The sequence below is a fragment of the Qipengyuania sp. JB2-7 genome, from assembly GCF_055693485.1.
Genome location: NZ_CM146335.1, coordinates 512,068 through 531,944, shown reverse-complemented (window position 1 = coordinate 531,944; position 19,877 = coordinate 512,068). Strand labels below are relative to the sequence as shown.

At 55.7% G+C, this 19,877-nt stretch carries 15 protein-coding genes and 1 pseudogene; 1 reads left to right on the top strand and 15 read right to left on the bottom strand.

The window, feature by feature from the left end; all coding sequences use genetic code 11:
* Positions 1 to 14 precede the first annotated feature (14 nt).
* The 9 genes and pseudogenes from ACZ1GM_RS02590 to ACZ1GM_RS02550 form a co-directional block, all read right to left on the bottom strand.
* Complete coding sequence (locus tag ACZ1GM_RS02590; protein WP_472677634.1) at positions 15 to 806, bottom strand: type I phosphomannose isomerase catalytic subunit; 792 nt, start codon at positions 804 to 806, stop codon at positions 15 to 17.
* Positions 806 to 1,534, bottom strand: a complete 729-nt coding sequence (locus tag ACZ1GM_RS02585) for an ROK family protein (protein ID WP_472677633.1) — start codon at positions 1,532 to 1,534, stop codon at positions 806 to 808. The genes ACZ1GM_RS02590 and ACZ1GM_RS02585 overlap by 1 nt, the downstream gene beginning before the upstream one ends.
* Positions 1,524 to 1,730, bottom strand: a pseudogene (locus tag ACZ1GM_RS02580) (ROK family protein); the annotation flags it as partial. The pseudogene ACZ1GM_RS02580 and the gene ACZ1GM_RS02585, both read right to left, overlap by 11 nt.
* Positions 1,727 to 3,022, bottom strand: coding sequence for an MGH1-like glycoside hydrolase domain-containing protein (locus tag ACZ1GM_RS02575; protein WP_472677632.1), 1,296 nt, complete (start codon positions 3,020 to 3,022; stop codon positions 1,727 to 1,729). The pseudogene ACZ1GM_RS02580 and the gene ACZ1GM_RS02575, both read right to left, overlap by 4 nt.
* The gene (locus ACZ1GM_RS02570) at positions 3,012 to 3,452 is read right to left on the bottom strand and encodes a GNAT family N-acetyltransferase (protein ID WP_472677631.1); all 441 of its coding nucleotides are present in this window, start codon (positions 3,450 to 3,452) and stop codon (positions 3,012 to 3,014) included. Before ACZ1GM_RS02570 ends, ACZ1GM_RS02575 begins: the two co-directional genes overlap by 11 nt.
* Complete coding sequence (locus ACZ1GM_RS02565) at positions 3,449 to 4,765, bottom strand: glycerate kinase type-2 family protein (protein ID WP_472677630.1); 1,317 nt, start codon at positions 4,763 to 4,765, stop codon at positions 3,449 to 3,451. The genes ACZ1GM_RS02570 and ACZ1GM_RS02565 overlap by 4 nt, the downstream gene beginning before the upstream one ends.
* Positions 4,683 to 6,059: a sodium:solute symporter family transporter gene (locus tag ACZ1GM_RS02560; protein WP_472677629.1), complete on the bottom strand. Its 1,377-nt coding sequence runs from the start codon at positions 6,057 to 6,059 to the stop codon at positions 4,683 to 4,685. Before ACZ1GM_RS02560 ends, ACZ1GM_RS02565 begins: the two co-directional genes overlap by 83 nt.
* Positions 6,060 to 6,344: 285 nt before the next feature.
* Positions 6,345 to 7,880 carry a TonB-dependent receptor domain-containing protein gene (locus tag ACZ1GM_RS02555; protein WP_472677628.1) on the bottom strand — a complete coding sequence of 512 codons (1,536 nt, stop codon included), beginning with the start codon at positions 7,878 to 7,880 and terminating at the stop codon, positions 6,345 to 6,347.
* Positions 7,846 to 8,835 (bottom strand): TonB-dependent receptor plug domain-containing protein, encoded by a 990-nt coding sequence (locus ACZ1GM_RS02550; protein ID WP_472677627.1) that lies wholly within the window; start codon positions 8,833 to 8,835, stop codon positions 7,846 to 7,848. Before ACZ1GM_RS02550 ends, ACZ1GM_RS02555 begins: the two co-directional genes overlap by 35 nt.
* A gap of 178 nt (positions 8,836 to 9,013) precedes the next feature.
* Here ACZ1GM_RS02550 and ACZ1GM_RS02545 point away from each other — a divergent pair, with 178 nt between their 5' ends.
* Positions 9,014 to 10,132 (top strand): ROK family transcriptional regulator, encoded by a 1,119-nt coding sequence (locus tag ACZ1GM_RS02545; RefSeq protein ID WP_472677626.1) that lies wholly within the window; start codon positions 9,014 to 9,016, stop codon positions 10,130 to 10,132.
* A gap of 458 nt (positions 10,133 to 10,590) precedes the next feature.
* Here ACZ1GM_RS02545 and ACZ1GM_RS02540 read toward each other — a convergent pair whose 3' ends face one another.
* The 6 genes from ACZ1GM_RS02540 to ACZ1GM_RS02515 form a co-directional block, all read right to left on the bottom strand.
* A complete protein-coding gene (locus ACZ1GM_RS02540; RefSeq protein WP_472677625.1) occupies positions 10,591 to 14,982 on the bottom strand; it encodes an RHS repeat-associated core domain-containing protein in 4,392 nt (1,463 codons plus the stop codon).
* 52 nt (positions 14,983 to 15,034) lie between these two features.
* Positions 15,035 to 15,508: a hypothetical protein gene (locus ACZ1GM_RS02535; protein WP_472677624.1), complete on the bottom strand. Its 474-nt coding sequence runs from the start codon at positions 15,506 to 15,508 to the stop codon at positions 15,035 to 15,037.
* 44 nt (positions 15,509 to 15,552) lie between these two features.
* Positions 15,553 to 16,161 carry an Ig-like domain-containing protein gene (locus ACZ1GM_RS02530; protein ID WP_472677623.1) on the bottom strand — a complete coding sequence of 203 codons (609 nt, stop codon included), beginning with the start codon at positions 16,159 to 16,161 and terminating at the stop codon, positions 15,553 to 15,555.
* Between the two features lie 570 nt (positions 16,162 to 16,731).
* Positions 16,732 to 17,364, bottom strand: a complete 633-nt coding sequence (locus tag ACZ1GM_RS02525) for a tyrosine-type recombinase/integrase (RefSeq protein ID WP_472677622.1) — start codon at positions 17,362 to 17,364, stop codon at positions 16,732 to 16,734.
* 66 nt (positions 17,365 to 17,430) lie between these two features.
* Positions 17,431 to 17,865: a CopG family transcriptional regulator gene (locus tag ACZ1GM_RS02520; protein ID WP_472677621.1), complete on the bottom strand. Its 435-nt coding sequence runs from the start codon at positions 17,863 to 17,865 to the stop codon at positions 17,431 to 17,433.
* Positions 17,862 to 19,856: a conjugal transfer protein TraG gene (locus tag ACZ1GM_RS02515; RefSeq protein WP_472677620.1), complete on the bottom strand. Its 1,995-nt coding sequence runs from the start codon at positions 19,854 to 19,856 to the stop codon at positions 17,862 to 17,864. Before ACZ1GM_RS02515 ends, ACZ1GM_RS02520 begins: the two co-directional genes overlap by 4 nt.
* Positions 19,857 to 19,877 lie beyond the last annotated feature (21 nt).

The following is a 19,877-nucleotide window of genomic DNA, read 5'->3' as shown; positions in this document are numbered from 1 at the left end:
CGATGCGCTCATCCCTATTTCGTTCGAACTACAAGCGCTGCCGAACGTTCGCCGATGCATCGTAAGTCCGTGACCCTGCCATAGCCGACATGACCCGGAGATAGGCCTTGTCCATCGACCAGAAGTTCGCCAGCTATCGGGATGACCTGCACCCATTCTCCGCTATCACAACGAACAGACCGACCTTCAACGTGCTGTATCGAGAAATGCCGACATTCAAAGACACGGTTAAGCCCGTTTGCGTTTTGCAAAACACCGCTTGGCCCCCGGTAAGCAGTGGTTTTCGATGCGGCGACCCCATCGATGAGGTGCAGCTCGCGCGGACGCCCGTAATCGTACAGGCGGTAGGTGACGTCGGCATTCTGCTGGACTTCAACGAGCCGGATCCCTGCTCCTATTGCATGAACCGTTCCCGCAGGGATGAAATACCAATCGCCAGGCTTCACCGGTTTCCAGTCGAGTAACTGCTCGATCTCACCCGACAGCGAAGCTTCGTGCAGTTCCTCGCTCGTCAATCGTCCGGTTAAACCGATACCAAGTGTCGCGCCTTCATCGGCTTCAGTTACGATCCAGCATTCTTCTTTTCCTGAGGTTAGCCCGCGAGCTTGAGCCTGCTCGTCGTTCGGATGGACTTGCACTGAGAGGCGCTCGGAGGTGAAAAGCCATTTGACGAGGATCGGCAGTGGTTGACCCCGCCGGTCGAACCATACCTCTCCCAGCTTCCCATCGACCATGCCGAATTCGGAAGGAACATCGTTGCGGCCCCATGGCTTTTTGACGAAATGACGGTCGAGGATTTCTAGCATCAGGCACTCCGTCTCGAATGCTCGTCAGATGCGCTCTGGGCGGCGCGACCCGCCGAAATTAGAGCGCCGACAATGCCCGAATTCCCGCCGAGAGCAGGAGGTACGATGAAAGCCGTCTCGGCGATACTACTCGCTCCATAGCCGTTGAGTCGGATGCGCAAGGAAAGCTCCGCCCGCTCCAGCAGACCCTTGCATTGCGATACGCCGCCACCGACAACGATCCTTTCCGGAGACACTGTAAGGACCAAGTTAGCCATCAGCTGACCAAGATAGTCTCCAATCAGCGCGACTTCATTGCTATCTGCTGCAAAGTCACTCAATGGCTTTCCAAAGCGGGCCATGATTGCCGGACCTGCGGCAAGCCCTTCAGCACAGGAAGAATGAAAACGGCATGTTGAAGGCGCCGTGTCACCATTCCGGCGTTCGACTCGCAAATGTCCAAGTTCGGGGTGCATTAATCCTGGTAGCGGCTGGCCATTGTAAAGGATCACGCCGCCGATGCCTGTACCGACTGTCAGATAGATGCCTGTCTCGACATCCAACAACGCCCCCTTGGTGGCCTCGCCGATACCAGCCGCTGCAACGTCGGTCAGAAGCGCTTGCGGCATGGAAAACCGTTTGGTCAATTCCCCGGCTAGATCGAGATCCGCTCCATCCCGGTTTGTTGGTTTCCAACAAGTGGCCGTATTTCGGATCCTTGCGATTGATCGCAATTGGCCCAAACGCACCGATTCCGAGCCCTGCCAATTGGCCTGTCCAGCGATCCTGATAGGAAAAGAAGCGATAGACCTCTTCAAGCAAACGTGCAGGTTCGACAGTGGGCAATGTTTCAGATGCGAGCACCTCGCCCGTTGCGTGACCGACCGCAACCACGGTCTTGGTTCCGCCAAATTCGATCGCTGCGAAAAGCGGTGCCTCGGTCATGCTCTCGCCTCATTTCGGTTCTGCGCGCCCGAGCACCAAGCGAGCCACATCGCGGCGGTCCAAGAAAAATTGTCTCCGCCAGTGCCTGCACCGGTTTCGGGACTGAAGCTCTCATAGAACCCCGATTTTTCGATCAGTTTCGCGGAATCCGCCTGGATGCGCTCTGCCCAATTGGCATGACCCGCTTCATAAAGTCCGCGAGCGATCATATAGCTGACGACAAGCCAGATCGGCCCGCGCCAATAGCGCATATGATCATAGGCCCGACTTCCCGCTTCAAGACTTGGAACGAGAAAGTTGGAGGTCTTAGTCAGTCGTTTCAATGCAGCAAGCAGTCGGGCTCGCCGGCTATCAGAACCGACGCCCGCATAAAACGCCAAAAAGCTGGCATTGGTGACGAGTCCACTGCTTTCATGGGTTGTCGCATCGCGGCTGCAATAAGCACCGACCTCGTCGTTCCAAAGCCAGTCCATTCCCTCTTCGGAAAGCGCAATACGGGCTTTGATTTCTGTTACCGTTTCACTGTCGCCAATCGCCTCGGCCATGACCAGTAGGTCTCGATTAGCCCGAAGAAGCTCCATCGATATCCCGACATCCACCATGCGGAATGGCCCGTTATCGGCGATCTCGCGGTGATCCCAGCCACATTCACGTCCGAATTGCAAAATCGCTACATAGCGATCATATTCTTCCTGCTTGGGGCGCATGTCGGCATCGACATGGCCGGTATCGCGACGTTGGTAAGTACCGACATTGGACGTATCGACGTGGGCCAGCGCATCGTCCCATTCGCTCGAATTGTCGCGCCCTGTTTCCCAGTTATGCGCGACCATGACGAGGCCATTGCCCAGCGGATCGCGATACTCGTGAAACCAGCGGTGGCTGGCAAGACAGGCCTTGTAGAGGTTCCGCATCCGCTCATGCGAGGGACCGCCACCCTCCTGCTCCCACAATTGCCGTACGATGCTGGCGAGGACAGGAGGCTGGGTGATTCCAGAAGTCTCTGGCGACTTACCAGTTTGCCAAACATCAGGCCCCGGAAAGTAGCCATCATCGTCTTGATGGAAGATAATGTGCGGGATCATCCCATCGTCCCACTGACCTGAAACTAGCGTTTCCAGTTCGCACCACGCCCGTTCGCGGTCAAAGGTCGCGAAACCCAAAGCAACAAAAACAGAATCCCAATTCCATTGGAATGGATAGAGGCCATGTGTCGGAACGTTGTACCCGCCGCGATCATTGCGGATCAGGATGTCACGCGCCTGCTGATCAAGATTGTGCTCAGTTTCCACGAGATACCCCCTGTTTAATCGAGCGCTGCATAAAGTAGCGAGCATGATCTGAAGGCTCGTCTACCGCTGAGTTCTTGATCACTCCGAAGACTTCGAAACCCAAATTCTGATAAAACCGCCTGGCTTTGGGGTTTGATGTATCAAGCCATCCGGCATGGCAGCCATGGCGTTTGACTTCTTGGAAGGCTGCGTTTACCAATGACGTGCCAACGCCTCTTTCACGCTCGCCTTCTCGAACCCAAAGCACCTCAATGTGAATCCATCCATACGATGTGGACGCCACGACACCGCCTCGAGTCTCGCCATGAGCATCTCTTGCAACCAAGATGATTTTCTCGTTCGGAGCCTGAGGTAGCTCGGCGCGCAGTGATGACAGAAGCCCTGCCTCAAGAGCTTCTGCATCTTGCTCTGTGCCTTTTACGATGGTCATGCGCTCCCCTCCACCGCAATAATTCGCAGATCGTTGACATTGGTCCGCGTCGGTCCGGTCATGACCAGCCCACCGGTTCGCCGAAAAAGTTCGTAGCTGAGATTTGCATCGAGCGCTTCTTCGCACTCTTCCGGCGAGGCGCGATGTTGCGGATCGAACCAGGCACCAGCGTTGTCCTCACTACCATCGATCCCGTCGCTGTCCCCGGCGAGTGCCGCGACGTGAATCTCCGGTGGCAAATGCTGCATTAAGGCTGCGAGATAGGTTGCATTGGGGCCACCCCGCCCATCCGGATTGTTGACGCGCACGGTAAGCTCGCCCCCAGACAGGAAGAGATGACGCCCAGGTCGCTTGGCAAACCGAGTAATAAACTCGGCGTGATGCTGGCCAATTTCGCGCGCATCGCCGGTAAGCGTTGCCCCAAGCCAATGTGTGTCCCAGCCGAGTGTCCGAGCATAGTCGTCGATAGCGAATAGTGCCGTTTTCGCCGTCGCAATAACGTTGGTGGGATGGCTTATCTGTCTGATCTGCGCAGCGTCCCGGATGATATGCTCGATCCAGTGGATTTTCCTGAAGCCATATCGCTGCAAAACTGCGAGTGCATCATCCGGAGCAGGAGGGGAGTAAACCGTGGGTCCAGAGGCGATATTGGCAGGGTCATCGCCAACCACGTCTGAAATGATAAAGGTCAAGAGTTCGGCGCCGCGAGCCCCCGCAGCCGATGCCAGCCTGCCCCCCTTGATAGCCGAAAGGTGTCGCCGCACGAGGTTGATTTCCTGGATTGGCGCACCGGACTTCACTAGAAAATCGGTGATCTCGGCTTTCTGGTAGAGATTCAGTCCTGCCGCCGGGGCGCTGAGAAGGGCAGATCCGCCTCCGGAAATCAAAAAGATGACTCGGTCTTCCGGGCCAGCCGTTTCCGCCAAATCCAGAATCTTGCGACCGGCTTGACGGCTTGCTTCATCGGGCACCGGATGGCTGGCTTCGACGACTTCAATATTCCCCGTCGCCCGTTGGGCCCCATGACCATATCGCGTGACGACGCACCCGATCACCTCGCCTTTCAACGACGCGTGCGCAACTTCCGCCATTGCCGCCGCCGCCTTGCCGCAACCTAGCACGATGGTGCGCCCCGACGGCTCATCCGCAGGAAGCCGAGTTGAGAGAGATTGCTCGGCCCCTGCGGATTCCACCCCCGCTGGAAGAGGCGAAGAAGTTCGTTCTTTCCGATCATGTCGACACCAAGACGAAGGATGCGCTGATCGCGACGATGATGGCGAAATAGCCAACAAGCATGATTGTATTGCGCCCATCCTCACGGCTTAGCACGATGGCTGTGCCACCCGGAGAGAGCGAGAGTTTCTCGGAAGGGCGCATCAGATTGCCAAGAACAAGCGCCAGCGATCCAGTGACCAAAAGTCCGATCAGGTTCCACCACATCCAGAAAAGTTCAGGCACGAAGGCCCACAGAAGTAAGTTCAGGCCACCGCCGATCAAGAGAGCGATGTTTGCAGCCAACGGCCTGATCCCGGGCATGAACAGAGCGAGGAGGAACGTTGCAAGGACTGGTCCGTAAAGCGCCGAACCTACCTTATTGATCGCTTCGATCACTGTTGGTGCGATCGAGCCGCCCATGGTAGAGAAGGCGAGGATCAATGCCCCCCAGAAGAACGCGAGGATGCGCGAGCGTCGAACAGCAGCACGCTCGTCCTTCGGTTTGAAGCCCATGCGCGCAAGATCGTCGCCCGTGACTGCGGCAAGTGAGTTGATTGCACCCGATAGCGACGACATCGCTGCCGACAAGATCGCCACTACCAGCAGACCGATCAGCCCATGCGGCAAGTAATTGAGAATGAAGATCGGCATCATGTAGTCCGCTCGACCTTCGGGGATTTGGGCGAGCACTGCGGGATCGCTCGCAACCAGTGCGCCGATCGCCAATCCTACAAGGCAGTAGAGAAGGGTCAGCGGGAAACGCAGCATGCCGTTTGCCATCAGCAACCGTCGGACGTCGCCTTCGTTGCGCGCCGATAGAATGCGCTGAGCCTGGCTTTGGTCGGTCCCGTAATAAGAACAGTAGAGCACAAAGCCGCCGAGCAGCATTGGCCAGAAACCGAATTCATCGCCAAATCCAAATGCATTCATGTCGATTGCTTGCAGGCGCGCGGGATCGCTGGCGGCGAAGACTTCCGAGACTCCACCAACGCCGTTCACGGCCACCGCGCCGCACACCAGCAAGCCAAACACGATCAGCGCCATCTGAATGGCGTCCGAATAGATCACCGCCTTCATCCCGCCCTGCAGCGAATAGATAATGGTGATCACGGAGATTATGATGACCGATTGCCAGAAGGGAACGCCCATGACGGCTTCGAGGATTAGCCCCATGGCATAGACCATGATGCCGGTGGCGAAGCTGCGGGTAATTTGAAAGGCCGCGCTGATAAGAAAACGGGTCGAAGTTCCGATACGCTTTTCGAGAAAATCGTAAACCGAAATGACGCCGCTACGGTAGAGGGCTGGACCTATCGTAAGTATCACGAACAACATCGCGAGCGGGACACCAAACTCGTAAGTCAGCCATTTCAACCCGCCATTTTCGCGCAATCCTACGAAACCTTAGTGCTGAAATGAAGCTGATCGCCGAAAGCTGCGTCGCCATCGCCGAAAGCGCAAGTGGAAACCAACCAGCGGTCTTGCCACCTAAAAAATAATCAGTGTCGTTCGCGTTGTCTTTGAGCCACCAGCCCAAACCCAACATAAGCGCGAGGTAAATCGCAACGACTGCAAAATCCAATCCGTTCATCGCTACCCTGCTTCCATTGGAAAGGGATGGCGCGGACGAACGATATGCTCGCCCGCGCCATCGATACTAGGCGGGAGGAGAGTGGCCTAGAAGTCGTACGTCAGCCGCGCAACCACACGCCGCGGCAGGATTGGGCGCCCATTGAAGAAGGGCGAATCCGTAATGTTTTGCACGAGGCCCGCACGCGGATTGCCTTCTGCAAGACCTTGGGAATCGAACAGATTCCACACACCGACACTAAGCCGCAGACCACCATCTCCAAATTCGTCGCCACCAAAAGTGTAACCGGCTTCGGCGCGCCAAATGCTATATGCTGGCAGTGGTATGTTGTTGGAGCCGTCCTGAAAAGTTCCACTCTGGTGATTCCAGAAAAGCGACGCATCAAAGCGGTCGTTGTCAAAAGCTGCACCAACGTTCGCGAGAATCGGCGGCAAACGATTAACCTCCTGCCCAAGGATGGCTGCCGGGGATCCACCGACAAATTCTGCGTTTTGGTACGTGAAATTGCCGGTGAGGCTGAGATCATCGGTTACCGAGAACCCGGCATCGAGTTCGATACCGAATGTATCGACTTCTGTGGGGGTAACCTGGACATCAAGATTTGGCCCCACGAAAACGACGGTGTTCCGATCACGCAGTCCTGTGTAGAATGCGGCGGCCGAACCGTTGAACCGCCCGTTGTTGAACTTCACGCCGATTTCAGCCTGGATGATGGGCTCTTCGTCGAAAACCTCGATATCGCCAACTGTATTGATCTGGCCACCGGTACCTTGAGCTTGCGGAAAGAAGTACCCGCGTGATGCATTGGCATAAATGTTAATGTCGTCCGTCAAACGATACAGGATACCTGCCGCCACAGCCCAAGCGGTCGCACTTGCCTCACCTTCCCGGAACTGACCTGTGCCAAAAGAGAGCGTATTGATCGGAGCCCCCAGCAAGGGATCGTCGGCGAGTGTTGAAGGAAGTGATTCCGTCAGTTCGAAACGATTTTCGATTGTTGCCCGCTCGATACGCACACCAATGTCGAAGGCCCAGCGATCCGCTTCGATCTGATCCGCAAGATAGATTGCGCGCTTGAATGCACTGCGGTCCTGATTGGCATATGCCGAAGTGGCTTGGATCAACCCATTGACTGTGTATTGCTGGCCACCAACTGTCACATTGACCAACTCAGGGTCGTTGTTGAATTGCGTTAGGTACTGAACAGATCGCTGAATATTGTCAGCTTGAGCGCGCGAGATAAAGGCACCGAGCGTCACATTGTGCGATACGCTGCCCGTATCGAACTGCCTCGTGAGATTTAGCTCAAGCGTCCCGTCGGTAGTCGGGCGTTGGCGATCATTGAATCCGCCTTGGTAGAGCAGGAAATTTGGATCGAGAACTGCACCAGACGCCGCGTCGGCAAAGACTACAGTTTCCCCGCCTGGATTGAGCGCTCCGCCTGCGGCAATGCCTACGCGATCGGCAAACTGGGCCTGTGTTTCGGGCTCCTGAATTCCGGTTCCGTTGTTGAAGAAGTTCGACGAGGACTCATAGCTCGAATATTTCGCCTTAAACTCGAGACCCCAACCATCACCGAACTCTCTCTCAAAGATGGCATAAATCGATCCGCCTTCGGTCATAAAGCCGTCTAGCCGCGCGAAACTCGGTAAAACCTTCCGGTGTCGGAACGCGAACACCGTCAATCGCGCTGACATTGGTAGTGAAAACCGTGTCGCCGTTGTTCCCGGAAATCCGCTCGAGCGTGGTGCTGTCTAGCGGGAGCGGGAGATAGAAGTTCACACGGTCATCAATATAGCTGCCGTGAATTTGAAACGAACCTGATCCATCTGAAAATTCGTGCCTGATATTGCCGCGTAGCGCAAAGCCCTCGGTTGGCAAGCCCGTGTCGAGAGGGCCTTCGTCGTAACGATAGAATCCCGATACGGCATAGAACGTGTTGTCACCCAGCGGGCCCTGCACGGCAAAGTCGCCGCGATACCGGTTGTCCTCACCAACTTCGAGTTGCACTGTACCTTGCAGTTCATCAGTGCCAGTTTTCGAAATATAGTTGAGAATGCCGGCAGTCGAGCTCACTCCGAACAGGTTGGACACACCGCCCTTTACAAACTCGAGGCGCTCAATCCCCAGATCATTGCGTGCGAAAAAATCGAACGCAGAAGAATTGAGACCAAATGCACTGAGTACCGTTACCCCGTCATAATTGAGGGGCGTGAATTCGAATTGGCCACCAGAGGGAAGACCGCGCACACGTAGGTTAGTCGCAACTTCACCGCCACCACCTTCAGCTTTAAGGCTAGGAATCTGCTGAAGAAGGTCGGCTTGGCTACCCGAGCCAGCAAAAGTACGTAGCGAATCGTCACCCAGAACGTTGACAGAAAGAGGCGTATCGAATGCGGTGCGTTCCGCGCTGGTCCCGGTAACGATGATAATGTTCTCGTCGTCTGCCGTTTCGTCGCTCGCACTTTCATCTTGATTAGCAGGTGCCGCAGCATCCTGCGCCATCGCGATGTGCGGCGTCAAAGTGATCGCAGTTCCGCACAAAAGTGCGCACAAGTATCCTGTTTTGCGTGACATATTTCCACTCCCAATAAGACCTCTAACCGGGCCAGTCGTTCGCTGCCTAACGAACCCGATTACGCATTTCAACTCATAATGAGTTTTATTAGTTGTTTTATGGTGTTTGCTCTGAACGCTCGCCGTCGCTAGAGATTTTTGTTCAAGCTCCTCCAGCCTTCCAATTGTGGGAAAAACTTTGAAATTTCAGAAGCCTTCAGAAAGCGAGAGTCGTGTACTTAAGGAGGTGCTGTGTGGCCATGAGATCACACATTCGGAGATCATGCGCGCCTCGGACCTCTCCCAACAGACGGTCTCGCGCCTTGTCACCGAGCTTTCGGGACGCGGTGCGATGCTGCCTGGAAAGAGAATCAGTGACGGCAGGAGAGGGCAGCCGCGTGTCACCGTTGAGCTGAACCCAGAATACGCCCTCTCGCTCGGTGTGTCTCTGATGACGGATGCCATGTCGGTGCTGCTGATGGATTTTGCCGGTAAGGTTGTCGATTACCGCCAGACGATGATGCCGACGATGACTCGCGAAGCGGTGTTTGCAGAGCTACACCACGCGATCGACGCATTTTTCGAAAATAACGCACATGATCGCAATCGGCTGGTCGGGGTTGGGGTTGGAATTTCCGGGTACAATCTCAACGGCAGCACCCGCTTCAACCCACCGCGTCAGCTCGACGAATGGGCGATGGTTGAGCTCGACCACCTGTTCTCGCAATCACTTGGCATGCCGGCCTGGGTGGAAAATGATGGCAATGCCGCTGCGGTCGGCGAGAGCTTCCTGGGCGTTGGCCGCAAGCTCAACAATTTTGTCTATGTCTTCATCGCTGCCGGTATCGGCGGAGGGGTCATCAGCAACCACCGCCTGCTGCGCGGCGTGCATGGCAATGGCGGCGAGGTCGGCTTGATCCTACCGCGCGACATCTATCAAATGCCGACCCTCACGACTCTGCAGCAGTCCATCGCGCGCGCGGGAGTCCATGTAGATGGGATTTCTGACATGCTCGAACGCTTCGATCCAGATTGGCCTGGAATAGATGTATGGATTGAGCGTTCTCGCGACCCGCTTTCGCACATTGCGTCCTCAATCGCCGCGCTGCTTGACCCTGATGCCATTGTCATTGGCGGGCGGGTCCCGCAGCCGCTGGCTAAGCGCCTAATTTCGGCGATCGAGCTTTACGACGATGCACGTCGGGAAGAACCGCGTCCCCTTCCAAAGATCATGCTTTCCCAAACCAAAGTCGACGCCTGCGCCATCGGCGCGGCCATGCTGCCGCTTGAGAGGCGCTTCTTTGCTACGATGCTCTAAGGGGATACCTGATATTTTGTTTGTGGCGAAGGTACCGGCATTGGGCCGATTGCTGACTGTCCGCTCATTAGCATCTGAGTGTGTAAAGCCGACGTTCCGCTAACGACCCACTTCCGGACGCAATATCCCAACTCATTAGTCCGACGTTCCTCAAAGACCTCCTTCGGGTTTCTCGCGGATGCTATGAGGTCCACGGAGAAACTACACAGCGCGACTTTATGTGTGTGGTGAATCTGCCAAAAACGTATAGGTTATGTCAGTTTGCCTTTCCAAAGTGCCTTATTATCTTGATACATAGAGATCGTAGAAGTGTTGCAAAAATAATTAATCCCAATAAAGCTGCGATATATCGACTACTAAAGATCGTATCAAAATCGTTGGTCAATGAAATCACAATCAAGAATACTATTCCAAGGAAATAAATGACATTCACCGCCTGAATGAGCTGTTTGTAGTACTCAGTCATTCTGACATCCAATCAATGGGCTTGCTAGCGTTGCAGACCCTTGGGCTGCGCCAGCAAGGTACCCCCCTACGCCAGCTCTTGGTCCGCCACTTAGGCTGCCGCTGGAGCCCGTATTATCGCCCATGATAGCCACTTCACCGCCTCCGCCGAACGCCAGCCCGCCTTGAGCACCTACTTTTGTCGAGCTAGAAAATCCAGGAGAAAGTGGGCCATCTGATGCGCCAACGACCCCTGAGGGTCCTGCTCCCGCGAAGAAACCAAGGCCAGCCAAACCAGTAACGCTACCAGTGGTAAATAGCTGACTGCCTCGCTCGGAGGGGTCTAAGGGGACACTGACGCCAACGCCAAACGAGCCACTAATCCCGAACGATGCCAGAAAACCAGTACCGGAAAACTGAGCACCGTAGCTTACTCTTGGCCCAGCTGGGCAAGGGCGATCAAAATCTAGCTTCGGTAACCTGGGCAGTTCAAAATCAAAGTCAAAAAGCGCATCATCAACGTCATATAGCGTATATTGGTCGATGATCCTTTCAAGAGCAGTTCGGCCAATGTCTCCATCATTGCTTCGGCATGGCGCGGTACCGGAGAATTCTTGCCCAGCTCCATTGACTCCAGGCCCTATTGCAGCACAGATCAACCCCGTCGGATCAACCGCATTCGTCGGATTATTGCCCACGTAGGCATACATATTGGGTCCGTCGGCGTAGCCGATGGGGTCGGTTTGCATAAAGCGGCCAAGCGAGGGCGAGTACATGCGGGCCTTGTAGTAATAGAGGCCGATTTCGGGGATATAAGCCTGGCCGGTATAACCAAAGCGGATGGGTGTAACGGTGCCATGCACACCGTACTCGTCGTAGGTGACCATGCGGTTCGAGTAGCCATTGACGTCTCCGCTCATAACGACCGAGCCAAGCCGGTCACGGTGGAAGAAGCGCGCATTGCTCAGCGCCACCGAGCTGCCCGCATAAGTCACAACCGGATCATCGCCAGCAGATAGGCCGTGGACATAGCGCCGGATCATCCCGCCGCTGGCACTGTATTCAGCGATCAAATCATTGCCGTCATATAAGTTGGTACGCAGAACACCGTTGGTACCGCTGACCTTGTACATCCGGCCCAGCGGATCATATTCGAGCCTGACATAGTTCTGACCATCGACCGCGATCAGGCGGTTCTCAACGTCATAGGTATAAGTGTTGGTGCCATCAGAGGTGAGATTGCCATTAGCGTCATAGGTGAAGCTGGCAGCGCCCGCTGTGTCATATTGGTTGAGACCATTGTCAGTGTAGTTCTTATCGATCAGCCCTGATGGATGGCCGTCCCACATATAGAGCTGGTTGTTCTTGGTTTCTGAGGTGACTTCGCCCGCAGGATTGAATGTCAAATCATGGCGCACGTCGTAGGACGTACCGTATTTGGTAATGTCGTGACGGTTCACCCGTCCTGCTGCATCAGTTCGCCATTCTGATCGGAACGTGTTTGACCCGTGAAAGTAGGATGGAACACGGCCTCCGCCCGCTGCTGTGCTATAGACGGTCGACCGAAGCAGATCGGCCCCATCGCGTCGTATTGCGATCAACCGATTGGTGTTGTCATAGCCATAGCTAAAGCGCTGACCATCCGCGTGATATAGATTATTGCGGCGGCTAGCAGGATCGTAACTGTATTCGACTTTGCGCCATACACCGTCATCCATTGCTTGGTATTCATATCGTAGTCGACCACGTCCATCATAGCCGAACGTAGAGCCCTTGCCGCTGAGCGTGCTGAAGCGCGCCCTCATCAGGTTACCCAAGAGATCGTACTGATAGAAGACATCGCGCGTGTAAACTGGGTTCAGCCCACTGCGTTCTGGCACTGCCTTACGCGTCACCCGATTGAGCTTGTCATAGGTGTAGCTGATGGTCTCACCGCGCCGTGTGGTGTGGGTGAGGATATTGCCATTTGGATCGTAAGTGACGCTTTCCGTGTTGTTAGGATCAGCCGTACCAGTGTTGACCTTGTGCGGGTATTTGATGGTGGTCACCCGATCAAAGCCATCGACCACATATTCGGTGCGATTGCCCGCCGCATCGATGATGGCAGAGGTGGTACCGTTAGGGTTGTATTCAGATTTGCCGGTACGCTGTGCGAGCGATGTGTCGACCCCTGACCACACTTCTGTAACGCGATCAGCGGTATCATAATAGGTCCGGGCAATACGATCCTCACCAAAGCTGCCTGCAGTCATCGCGGTGCAGGCGCTGGTAGGCAGCGTCGTGCTGGTCGACAGCGCATTCATCCGCACAGCAACGCATTCAGGGCGGCCTGAGGCATCGTAGCTGTATTGGGTTATAGAGAACTGATTACTGGTGCCGGGCTGGACATGCGAGGATGTCTCCACCCGGCCAAAATCATCATAGCTGGTGCGGAACTCCTGATAGGGCGCAAAGGCATTCCAGGCTGCGGTTGTCGTGCCTGTTACCGTGCCGCTCTCGGTCTTGGTCACCTGACCGTCATCATTATAGGTGATCCGGCTTGCGAGCCTTGGCAGTGAGCCTGAACCATCGGGATCGGCACTAATCGTCCCCACCCGCTGACCTGCATCGTCATAGACATAGGTTGTCGTGTCTGCTGTGCCGCTGATAGGTCCATCAACCGTCAGGACATTGCCGAGATTGTTATAGGTATAGCCCGTGGTTGATCGCAGAGTGTTATCACCGGCTCGCTCGGTTACATAAACCGGAAGAAGGTTAGGCTGAAGGTTATTGTCATACGTGATGAAGGTCACGCTCTCGTTGGCGGAGCTTGAGCACACATTGGCCGTGCGGCATTGCCGGACAATCGCCAGGGTGGAGATTGGATCGCTCGACTGCACCAGCGTACCTGACGCGTTCTTAGCCTTCGCATAGCGGTCCGCATAAGCAAACCTTCGCCGCGCTCTAATCCCAGCATCATCAGCAGGCGCCCATATATCGGTCACCTGCCCCGTGTTCTGGTTGTATGCGTAATCGGTCACATTGCCGCGTGCATCGGTGGTTGTAAGCGGTTTGTCGCATGTCACTGTGTTGGCACAGCGCGGCATCCCACTATTTCCGGAAAGAGCAGGATAGGTCGCGCTGCTTGTGATCGTACTGGAACCATCCTTTGAAGTTTGCGTCGTTTGCGTAACCCTGCCTCTAAGATCGCGTTGATAAGCGATTGTGTTGCCCTCGGGGAGCGTCACCTTGGTCAGAGCATCACGATAATTGTACTCATATGCTGTTGTGTTGTTGAGCGCGTCTGTCTCGGACCGGATTAGCCCACTTTCGATCTCCGCAATCGCCGTCTTAGTGCGCCCAAGACTGTCCGTGGCTGTCGATGTTAGAAATCCAGCGCCAGGTGAGTTCTCGCTCCAACTGTAGTCGCGCGTGTAAGCGCCTTGCGCAGTAATGTAGTCAACTCGCGAATTGGTGTCATAGGCAATCACGACTCCATCGCTCGTCTCGCTTGGACGCTTGATACCCGTCAAACGATCGTTGGCGTCGGTTCTGAAGCGCGTCTGTCTACCCAAGATGTCAGTAACAGTTTCAAGTGTATCCGAGCCCGATTGGCTTTCCGCATAAGTTAGATGGGGCCAATTGCCGGTCAGCGAGCAGCTGTCAGCTGTAGGTGAGCAATACTCCTCGGCATTGTTAATCGCGGTAACCTTGGTGAGCCTGTACCAATCGTCAGCGCTCGCTACGCTGGGAGTGTTGGTCGCATACTCATATTTGAGCTGATAGCCATTATTGGTTGTAGCTGATTGCAAGCGGACAACGTGGTTCACAGTGCCTGCGCTATTTCTCACGTAGCTATCGGATTTGTATGTGAGGGTCGTGATATGCCCGTCTGGGCGGCGGATTTCAGTGCCCACGTGGGTGACCGCCTCATAGTAACTTGCCCCATTCGAGACCAAGTCTCTCTCAAACTTGTAGGCTACACCATTTGTATCGTGGAAGATGTACGTAAGGACTTGGTTTGATGGACTGTGGAAGATCGCCTCGAGCGAACCGTCTGACCCAAGCCCATTGATCGTTGTTGAGTACCAGGGATCTCGATAGAACCGATAGGTAGCTCCACCTATTTGTATATTTATCAGCTCACCATCGTTTCCAAAATCATCCGTAGTGACCGAAAGAACATAATTGTGCCGCCAGCCATTGCCGACACGGTAGCGCATATGCTGCAATCCGTTGGCTCCGCCGATTGCGACAGACGAGGAAGGAACAACGATCTCACCGCTGGTTAAGTCAACACCGCTCTCATCAAGTGGCTGCCGGATGGGCGGTGGATCAAGCGTAACGCTTTGCGCAACAGCCTGCGAAGCAATCAAAGTAGCTGGAAGCGCTGCAGCGGTGGCAAGGAGGAGATAGCGTGTACGCATGGTAGTCCTCAAGCGTGTGATGTTTGATGGGATGTTTGGATGGCAGGACGGCTCATTTGTTCTTGTCGCGCCCCTTGCCTTTGCCGGGGCGCTGCCATTGACCGGCAGCCTCCTCGGCATAAGCGCACAGCACTGCCGGGCGTTCGCCCAGAGCCAGCTCCAACTGGTTCTGCACGGCCTCATTGCCGGTAGCCGCCAGCTCGCACATCTGATCGCGATAGCTGCCGCGCTTGTTCGCCTGAACCAGATCAGCTTGACCGCACTCTACGCGGGTGAAGCCTTTGCTCTCAAGTGCCTTCGCACCGTGCTCGGTGATCAAGATGCGATTGGGTTGTCCGCGTTTGGATTGCGGCACCTGCTTCACATCAGCAAACGGCTTGCTCATGCAAATAGGCGTCTTGGTCTCTGCTCCCCGTTCAGCGGGTTGAGCGGCCAGCGGTGTGGGGCTTTGCGCGAGTACCAGTGCCAGGATGGCAAGCCCGGCGCTCCCATTTGCCAATACAGATCGATATGGTGTCTTTATCATAGAGTGTCCCCGTTGAGCTGTGAGCATTGCCGATGTGCACTCACTCAGGGATCAAGTCCTCCACCGTCGCACGATGACGCAACAGTTAACATCGCGGTATCGGTAGCTCCGTCCGGATCTTGGACCGTGTATGTGAAAGTGGTGATGTCGAAATTATTGCCGAAAAACACTTCAACAACTTCGGTACTATAAATCGATGCAGACGATGATCCGTTGTTGCTCTTCACAATCGACACCAGACTCAACGTATCTCCATCAGGATCACTGTCATTCGCAACCACATTGATCAAAGTTGAGTTCAAGCATTCGCCTGAAACATTATTGTTCTGCGCGATCGGTGGATTGTTGCCCGGTGGTGGCGGAGGAGGCGGAGAGGGGGGTGATGGCGGCGTTGGCGGTGGTGGAGGTGTTGGTGGAGGCGCACATGTTGCTGCGCTCCCATCGGTGCTAGCCCTCAGCTTCTCGCGATTGCCAACCTCATCATAGCAAAGCGATCGGGTCTCATCGTCGTTTGATCCGCCCGCAGTCTCGGTTTTGATCAAACGCCCAAGGCTATCGTATGTATGGGTCTCGGTTTCTGATTGGGCGGAAGCAGCACTAGCCGTCGCTAAACACGCCAGACTCGCTGTCGACAACAGCAAAACACGGATCATAAGTCCCAAACCCCTTGATCAATATTTGATCCAAAAAGTTAGATTTTCGAAGGCCAAGTCAAGGTGGCAGTAAAAGGACACCTTTGCATCTACTGTACGTTTGCGACAACTTTCCTTGTTTCACCGAGGGTAGCCTAACTCTGCACCCTGTGCATAAATTCTTCACGACAGTTCAATGACAGCGATAGTTCGCACTCAGAATGAAACCTAAGCTACGATCATCGCACCCGAATCACTATTGGTTGATTGGATGTTGATCTAATGGCTGAAGTCCAAACTGAATGATCCATCCATTCCATAGGCTTGATGGTCTCTTGATCCCGTTGCTCATTGTGCGCTCTATTACTGTCAGTCTGTGCAATACCAGGACAGCCCAACAAACACTGCATTTGCATTAGTGCGCGTTTCGACTAACCGCCAAGCAGAAACAGTGCCTTTCTGCGACCTAAGGCACTGGTTCGCTACACCTCGCACTCAATGTCTGCTTTCACCCCCAGATTCAGCCTAAGGCCGGTCGGATCTCGTTGGCTGGAAACGGTCGCTCAGGGGCTCCGAGCGACCGCCTGAACGTCAGATCTCTGTCTTCTCGGCCAGTGTTAGGGCATCTTCGATGTCGACACCTAGATAACGAACAGTGTTCTCAATCTTTGAATGACCAAGAAGGATCTGGATTGCTCGGATGTTGCCAGTCGCCTTGTAAATGATTGAGGCTTTGGTTCGGCGAAGTGAGTGCGTTCCGTATTCTTCGGGTCTTAGCCCTATCGCTTCGACCCACTCACCGACCAGCCTCGCGTATTGGCGTGTGCTAAGATGACGTGAATGATCAACCCGGCTGGGAAATACAAACTCTTCGACATCGCCCCCTCGAAGTTCGAGCCATGCGAACAAGCTGTCTCTGGCGTCCTTGGCTATCTCAAACTGGACTGGTCTACCCGTCTTGCGCTGAGTGATCGTTGCACGCGTCCTGACTTCTGGTCCGCTGACCAGATCGCCGATCTTAAGCTCCACTAGATCACAGCCGCGCAGCTTACTATCGATTGCTAGATCAAAGAGTGCTCGATCTCGAACGCGCTTTTCGCGATCAAGAAAGAACCGGATCGCCCATATCTGCTTTTGATTGAGCGGACGTTTGGGGCCGATCTTTGCGCCAAAGTTCCATGGCACCCGGCCTTGTGCCGCCGGATCAAATTGTGAGTAAGTCATATTCATTCTCCTTGGCCGGAATGGCCTCGAAGAATGTCTGCTTTCCGGAACTAAGATCTCGGATCGCTACGTCTTGGATTGGGGCGCTTTGCTGCCGTCCGGCGAGACGTCGTTCGATAACCGCTGACCGCGCTCAACTCGTCGCGACAAGGCTTCAACGAAACTTTGGAAACGCTGTTCGCCTGCCGCTCGTGCAGCTGCCGATATCTCTTCGGGCATTGACGGTGTCGCGCTGAGCCAGAACCGCACGAACAGTGCTACAGCCTCGTTCCCGACCTCGACGTGATAATCGAGCTTGTCGAATTGCCGCGACATCCGATCCAGGCGCCGGCTGAACGCGGCTTCCATGCGTTCTGAGCCATCCGGCGAAAGAAATGAGGCAATTGCCACCTCGACGACTGACGCCTGCGAGACTCGCTTCCGTCCGGCATAGTCGGCCAGCTGACGAGAAAGATCAGGTGGCAACCGAAACGTGTGCTTGATGCGGTTGCCCTTGCTCACAACTCGATCCCGTCGTTCGGGTCGAGCGCCGCGCGGCGCGCGTTGGCGCGCATCTGGTCGGCTATCGTTCGATTCCTGCTCGCTTGACCTTCATCTCGGCGATCATCAAAATCGAACTCGTTGCGCACGGGTACTTGTGTGGGCGCAACATTTTCATGCTCCGGCAAATCCGGTTCGCGCCGGATACCGCCTTCCGCTTCTTTGTCGTCGTCTTCCTGCAATTCGGGTTCTGCGGCGGGCGCCTTCTGAGGAAGCAGAGGCTTGGCAATACTGCCGTTCCAATCACCACCGAGAGCCTTGTTGTCTGCTCTCTGCAATACGGGCGGCTGTTCGATCCGCTTCTTGAGCCGCGGATCCGCATAGTAGCGCGCCTTCTTCGCGCGGATCGGGTGCGCGCCTGCCAGCATCACGATTTCGTCGGTGTCGGGCAATTGCATGATTTCACCTTGGGTGAGCAGCGCCCGGGCGGTTTCAGAGCGCGAGACCATCAGATGCCCGAGCCAGGGCGACAGCCGGTGGCCGGCATAATTCTTCATCGCGCGCATTTCGGTGGCCGTGCCGAGCGATTCCGAGACACGTTTGGCGGTGCGTTCGTCATTGGTGGCGAAGCACACGCGAACATGACAATTGTCGAGGATGGCGTTGTTCTGCCCGTAGGCCTTTTCGATCTGATTGAGTGACTGCGCGATCAGGAACGACTTGATGCCATAGCCCGCCATGAAAGCGAGCGCGCTTTCGAAAAAATCGAGCCGGCCCAGCGCCGGAAATTCGTCGAGCATGAGCAGGAGCCGTTGCCGATCTGCCCCTTCGGCAAGATCTTCGGTCAGGCGGCGTCCCAACTGGTTGAGGATAAGGCGGATGAGCGGCTTGGTCCGGCTGATATCGGATGGCGGGACGACCAGGTAGAGGGTGACGGGACGCGCGGGATCAACCAGATCGGCAATACGCCAGTCGCATTGCCGGGTCACCTTGGCGATGACCGGATCGCGGTAGAGCCCGAGGAAAGACATGGCGGTCGACAATACGCCCGAACGCTCGTTCTCCGACTTGTTCAGGAGTTCTCGGGCGGCACTCGCCACAACGGGGTGAACGCCATCCTCGCCAAGATGCGGCGTGTGCATCATCGCGGTCAAAGTGGCTTCGATCGAGCGGCGCGGATCGGACAGGAAAGCCGCAACGCCGGCGAGCGTCTTGTCCGGCTCGGCGTAGAGGACATGCAGAATCGCACCGACCAGCAGCGCGTGGCTGGTCTTCTCCCAATGATTGCGGCGTTCGAGCGAGCCTTCCGGATCGACCAGCACATCGGCGATGTTCTGGACATCGCGCACCTCGTTAATGCCGCGCCGCACTTCCATTAGCGGATTGTAGGCGGCTGATTTCTCATTGGTTGGATCAAACAGCAGCACGCGGCTGAAGCGCGAGCGAAAACCTGCGGTCAGATCCCAGTTCTCGCCCTTGATGTCATGGACGATTGCCGAATGCGGCCAGGTCAGCAGGGTCGGGATGACAAGGCCAACGCCCTTGCCGCTGCGGGTCGGCGCGAAACAAAGCACATGCTCCAGGCCGTCGTGGCGCAGATAGAGGTTGGCGCGCTGCCCGATCACGACGCCGTTGCCGTCGAGCAGGCCAGCCTTGGCGATTTCGGACCGCGTTGCCCAGCGCGCCGAGCCATAGGTCGCGCTGTTCCTGATCTCGCGCGCTCGCCAGACCGACATGGCGATCGCCACCACCACCGAGACCAGACCGCCGGATGCGGCGATCATGCCTCCGGTTTCGAAGATGCGGGACGCGTAGGCTTCGTAGCTGAACCACCACCAGAAAATCGAGTAGGGCGGATAGACCGGGTGACCGAAAGCGGTGAACCAGGCCGCGCCCAATCCAGGCTGGAAGCCGAGAGCTGCGGCGGTCCATTGTGTCGCGGCCCAAATGCTCGCCAGCGTCAGGGCAAATACGGCGAGGATTTGTCCCCACAGGATCTTGGTTGCCGACATGCCGTCTCCTTTCGGGAGGCA

Bases quoted from the DNA above. Each gene is read 5' to 3' on its own strand.
- ACZ1GM_RS02590 (WP_472677634.1), bottom strand. From the start codon at position 806: ATGCTAGAAATCCTCGACCGTCATTTCGTCAAAAAGCCATGGGGCCGC.
- ACZ1GM_RS02570 (WP_472677631.1), bottom strand. From the start codon at position 3,452: ATGACCATCGTAAAAGGCACAGAGCAAGATGCAGAAGCTCTTGAGGCA.
- ACZ1GM_RS02565 (WP_472677630.1), bottom strand. From the start codon at position 4,765: ATGGGCGCAATACAATCATGCTTGTTGGCTATTTCGCCATCATCGTCG.
- ACZ1GM_RS02555 (WP_472677628.1), bottom strand. From the start codon at position 7,880: ATGACCGAAGGCGGATCGATTTATGCCATCTTTGAGAGAGAGTTCGGT.
- ACZ1GM_RS02550 (WP_472677627.1), bottom strand. From the start codon at position 8,835: ATGTCACGCAAAACAGGATACTTGTGCGCACTTTTGTGCGGAACTGCG.
- ACZ1GM_RS02540 (WP_472677625.1), bottom strand. From the start codon at position 14,982: ATGCGTACACGCTATCTCCTCCTTGCCACCGCTGCAGCGCTTCCAGCT.
- ACZ1GM_RS02535 (WP_472677624.1), bottom strand. From the start codon at position 15,508: ATGATAAAGACACCATATCGATCTGTATTGGCAAATGGGAGCGCCGGG.
- ACZ1GM_RS02530 (WP_472677623.1), bottom strand. From the start codon at position 16,161: ATGATCCGTGTTTTGCTGTTGTCGACAGCGAGTCTGGCGTGTTTAGCG.
- ACZ1GM_RS02525 (WP_472677622.1), bottom strand. From the start codon at position 17,364: ATGACTTACTCACAATTTGATCCGGCGGCACAAGGCCGGGTGCCATGG.
- ACZ1GM_RS02515 (WP_472677620.1), bottom strand. From the start codon at position 19,856: ATGTCGGCAACCAAGATCCTGTGGGGACAAATCCTCGCCGTATTTGCC.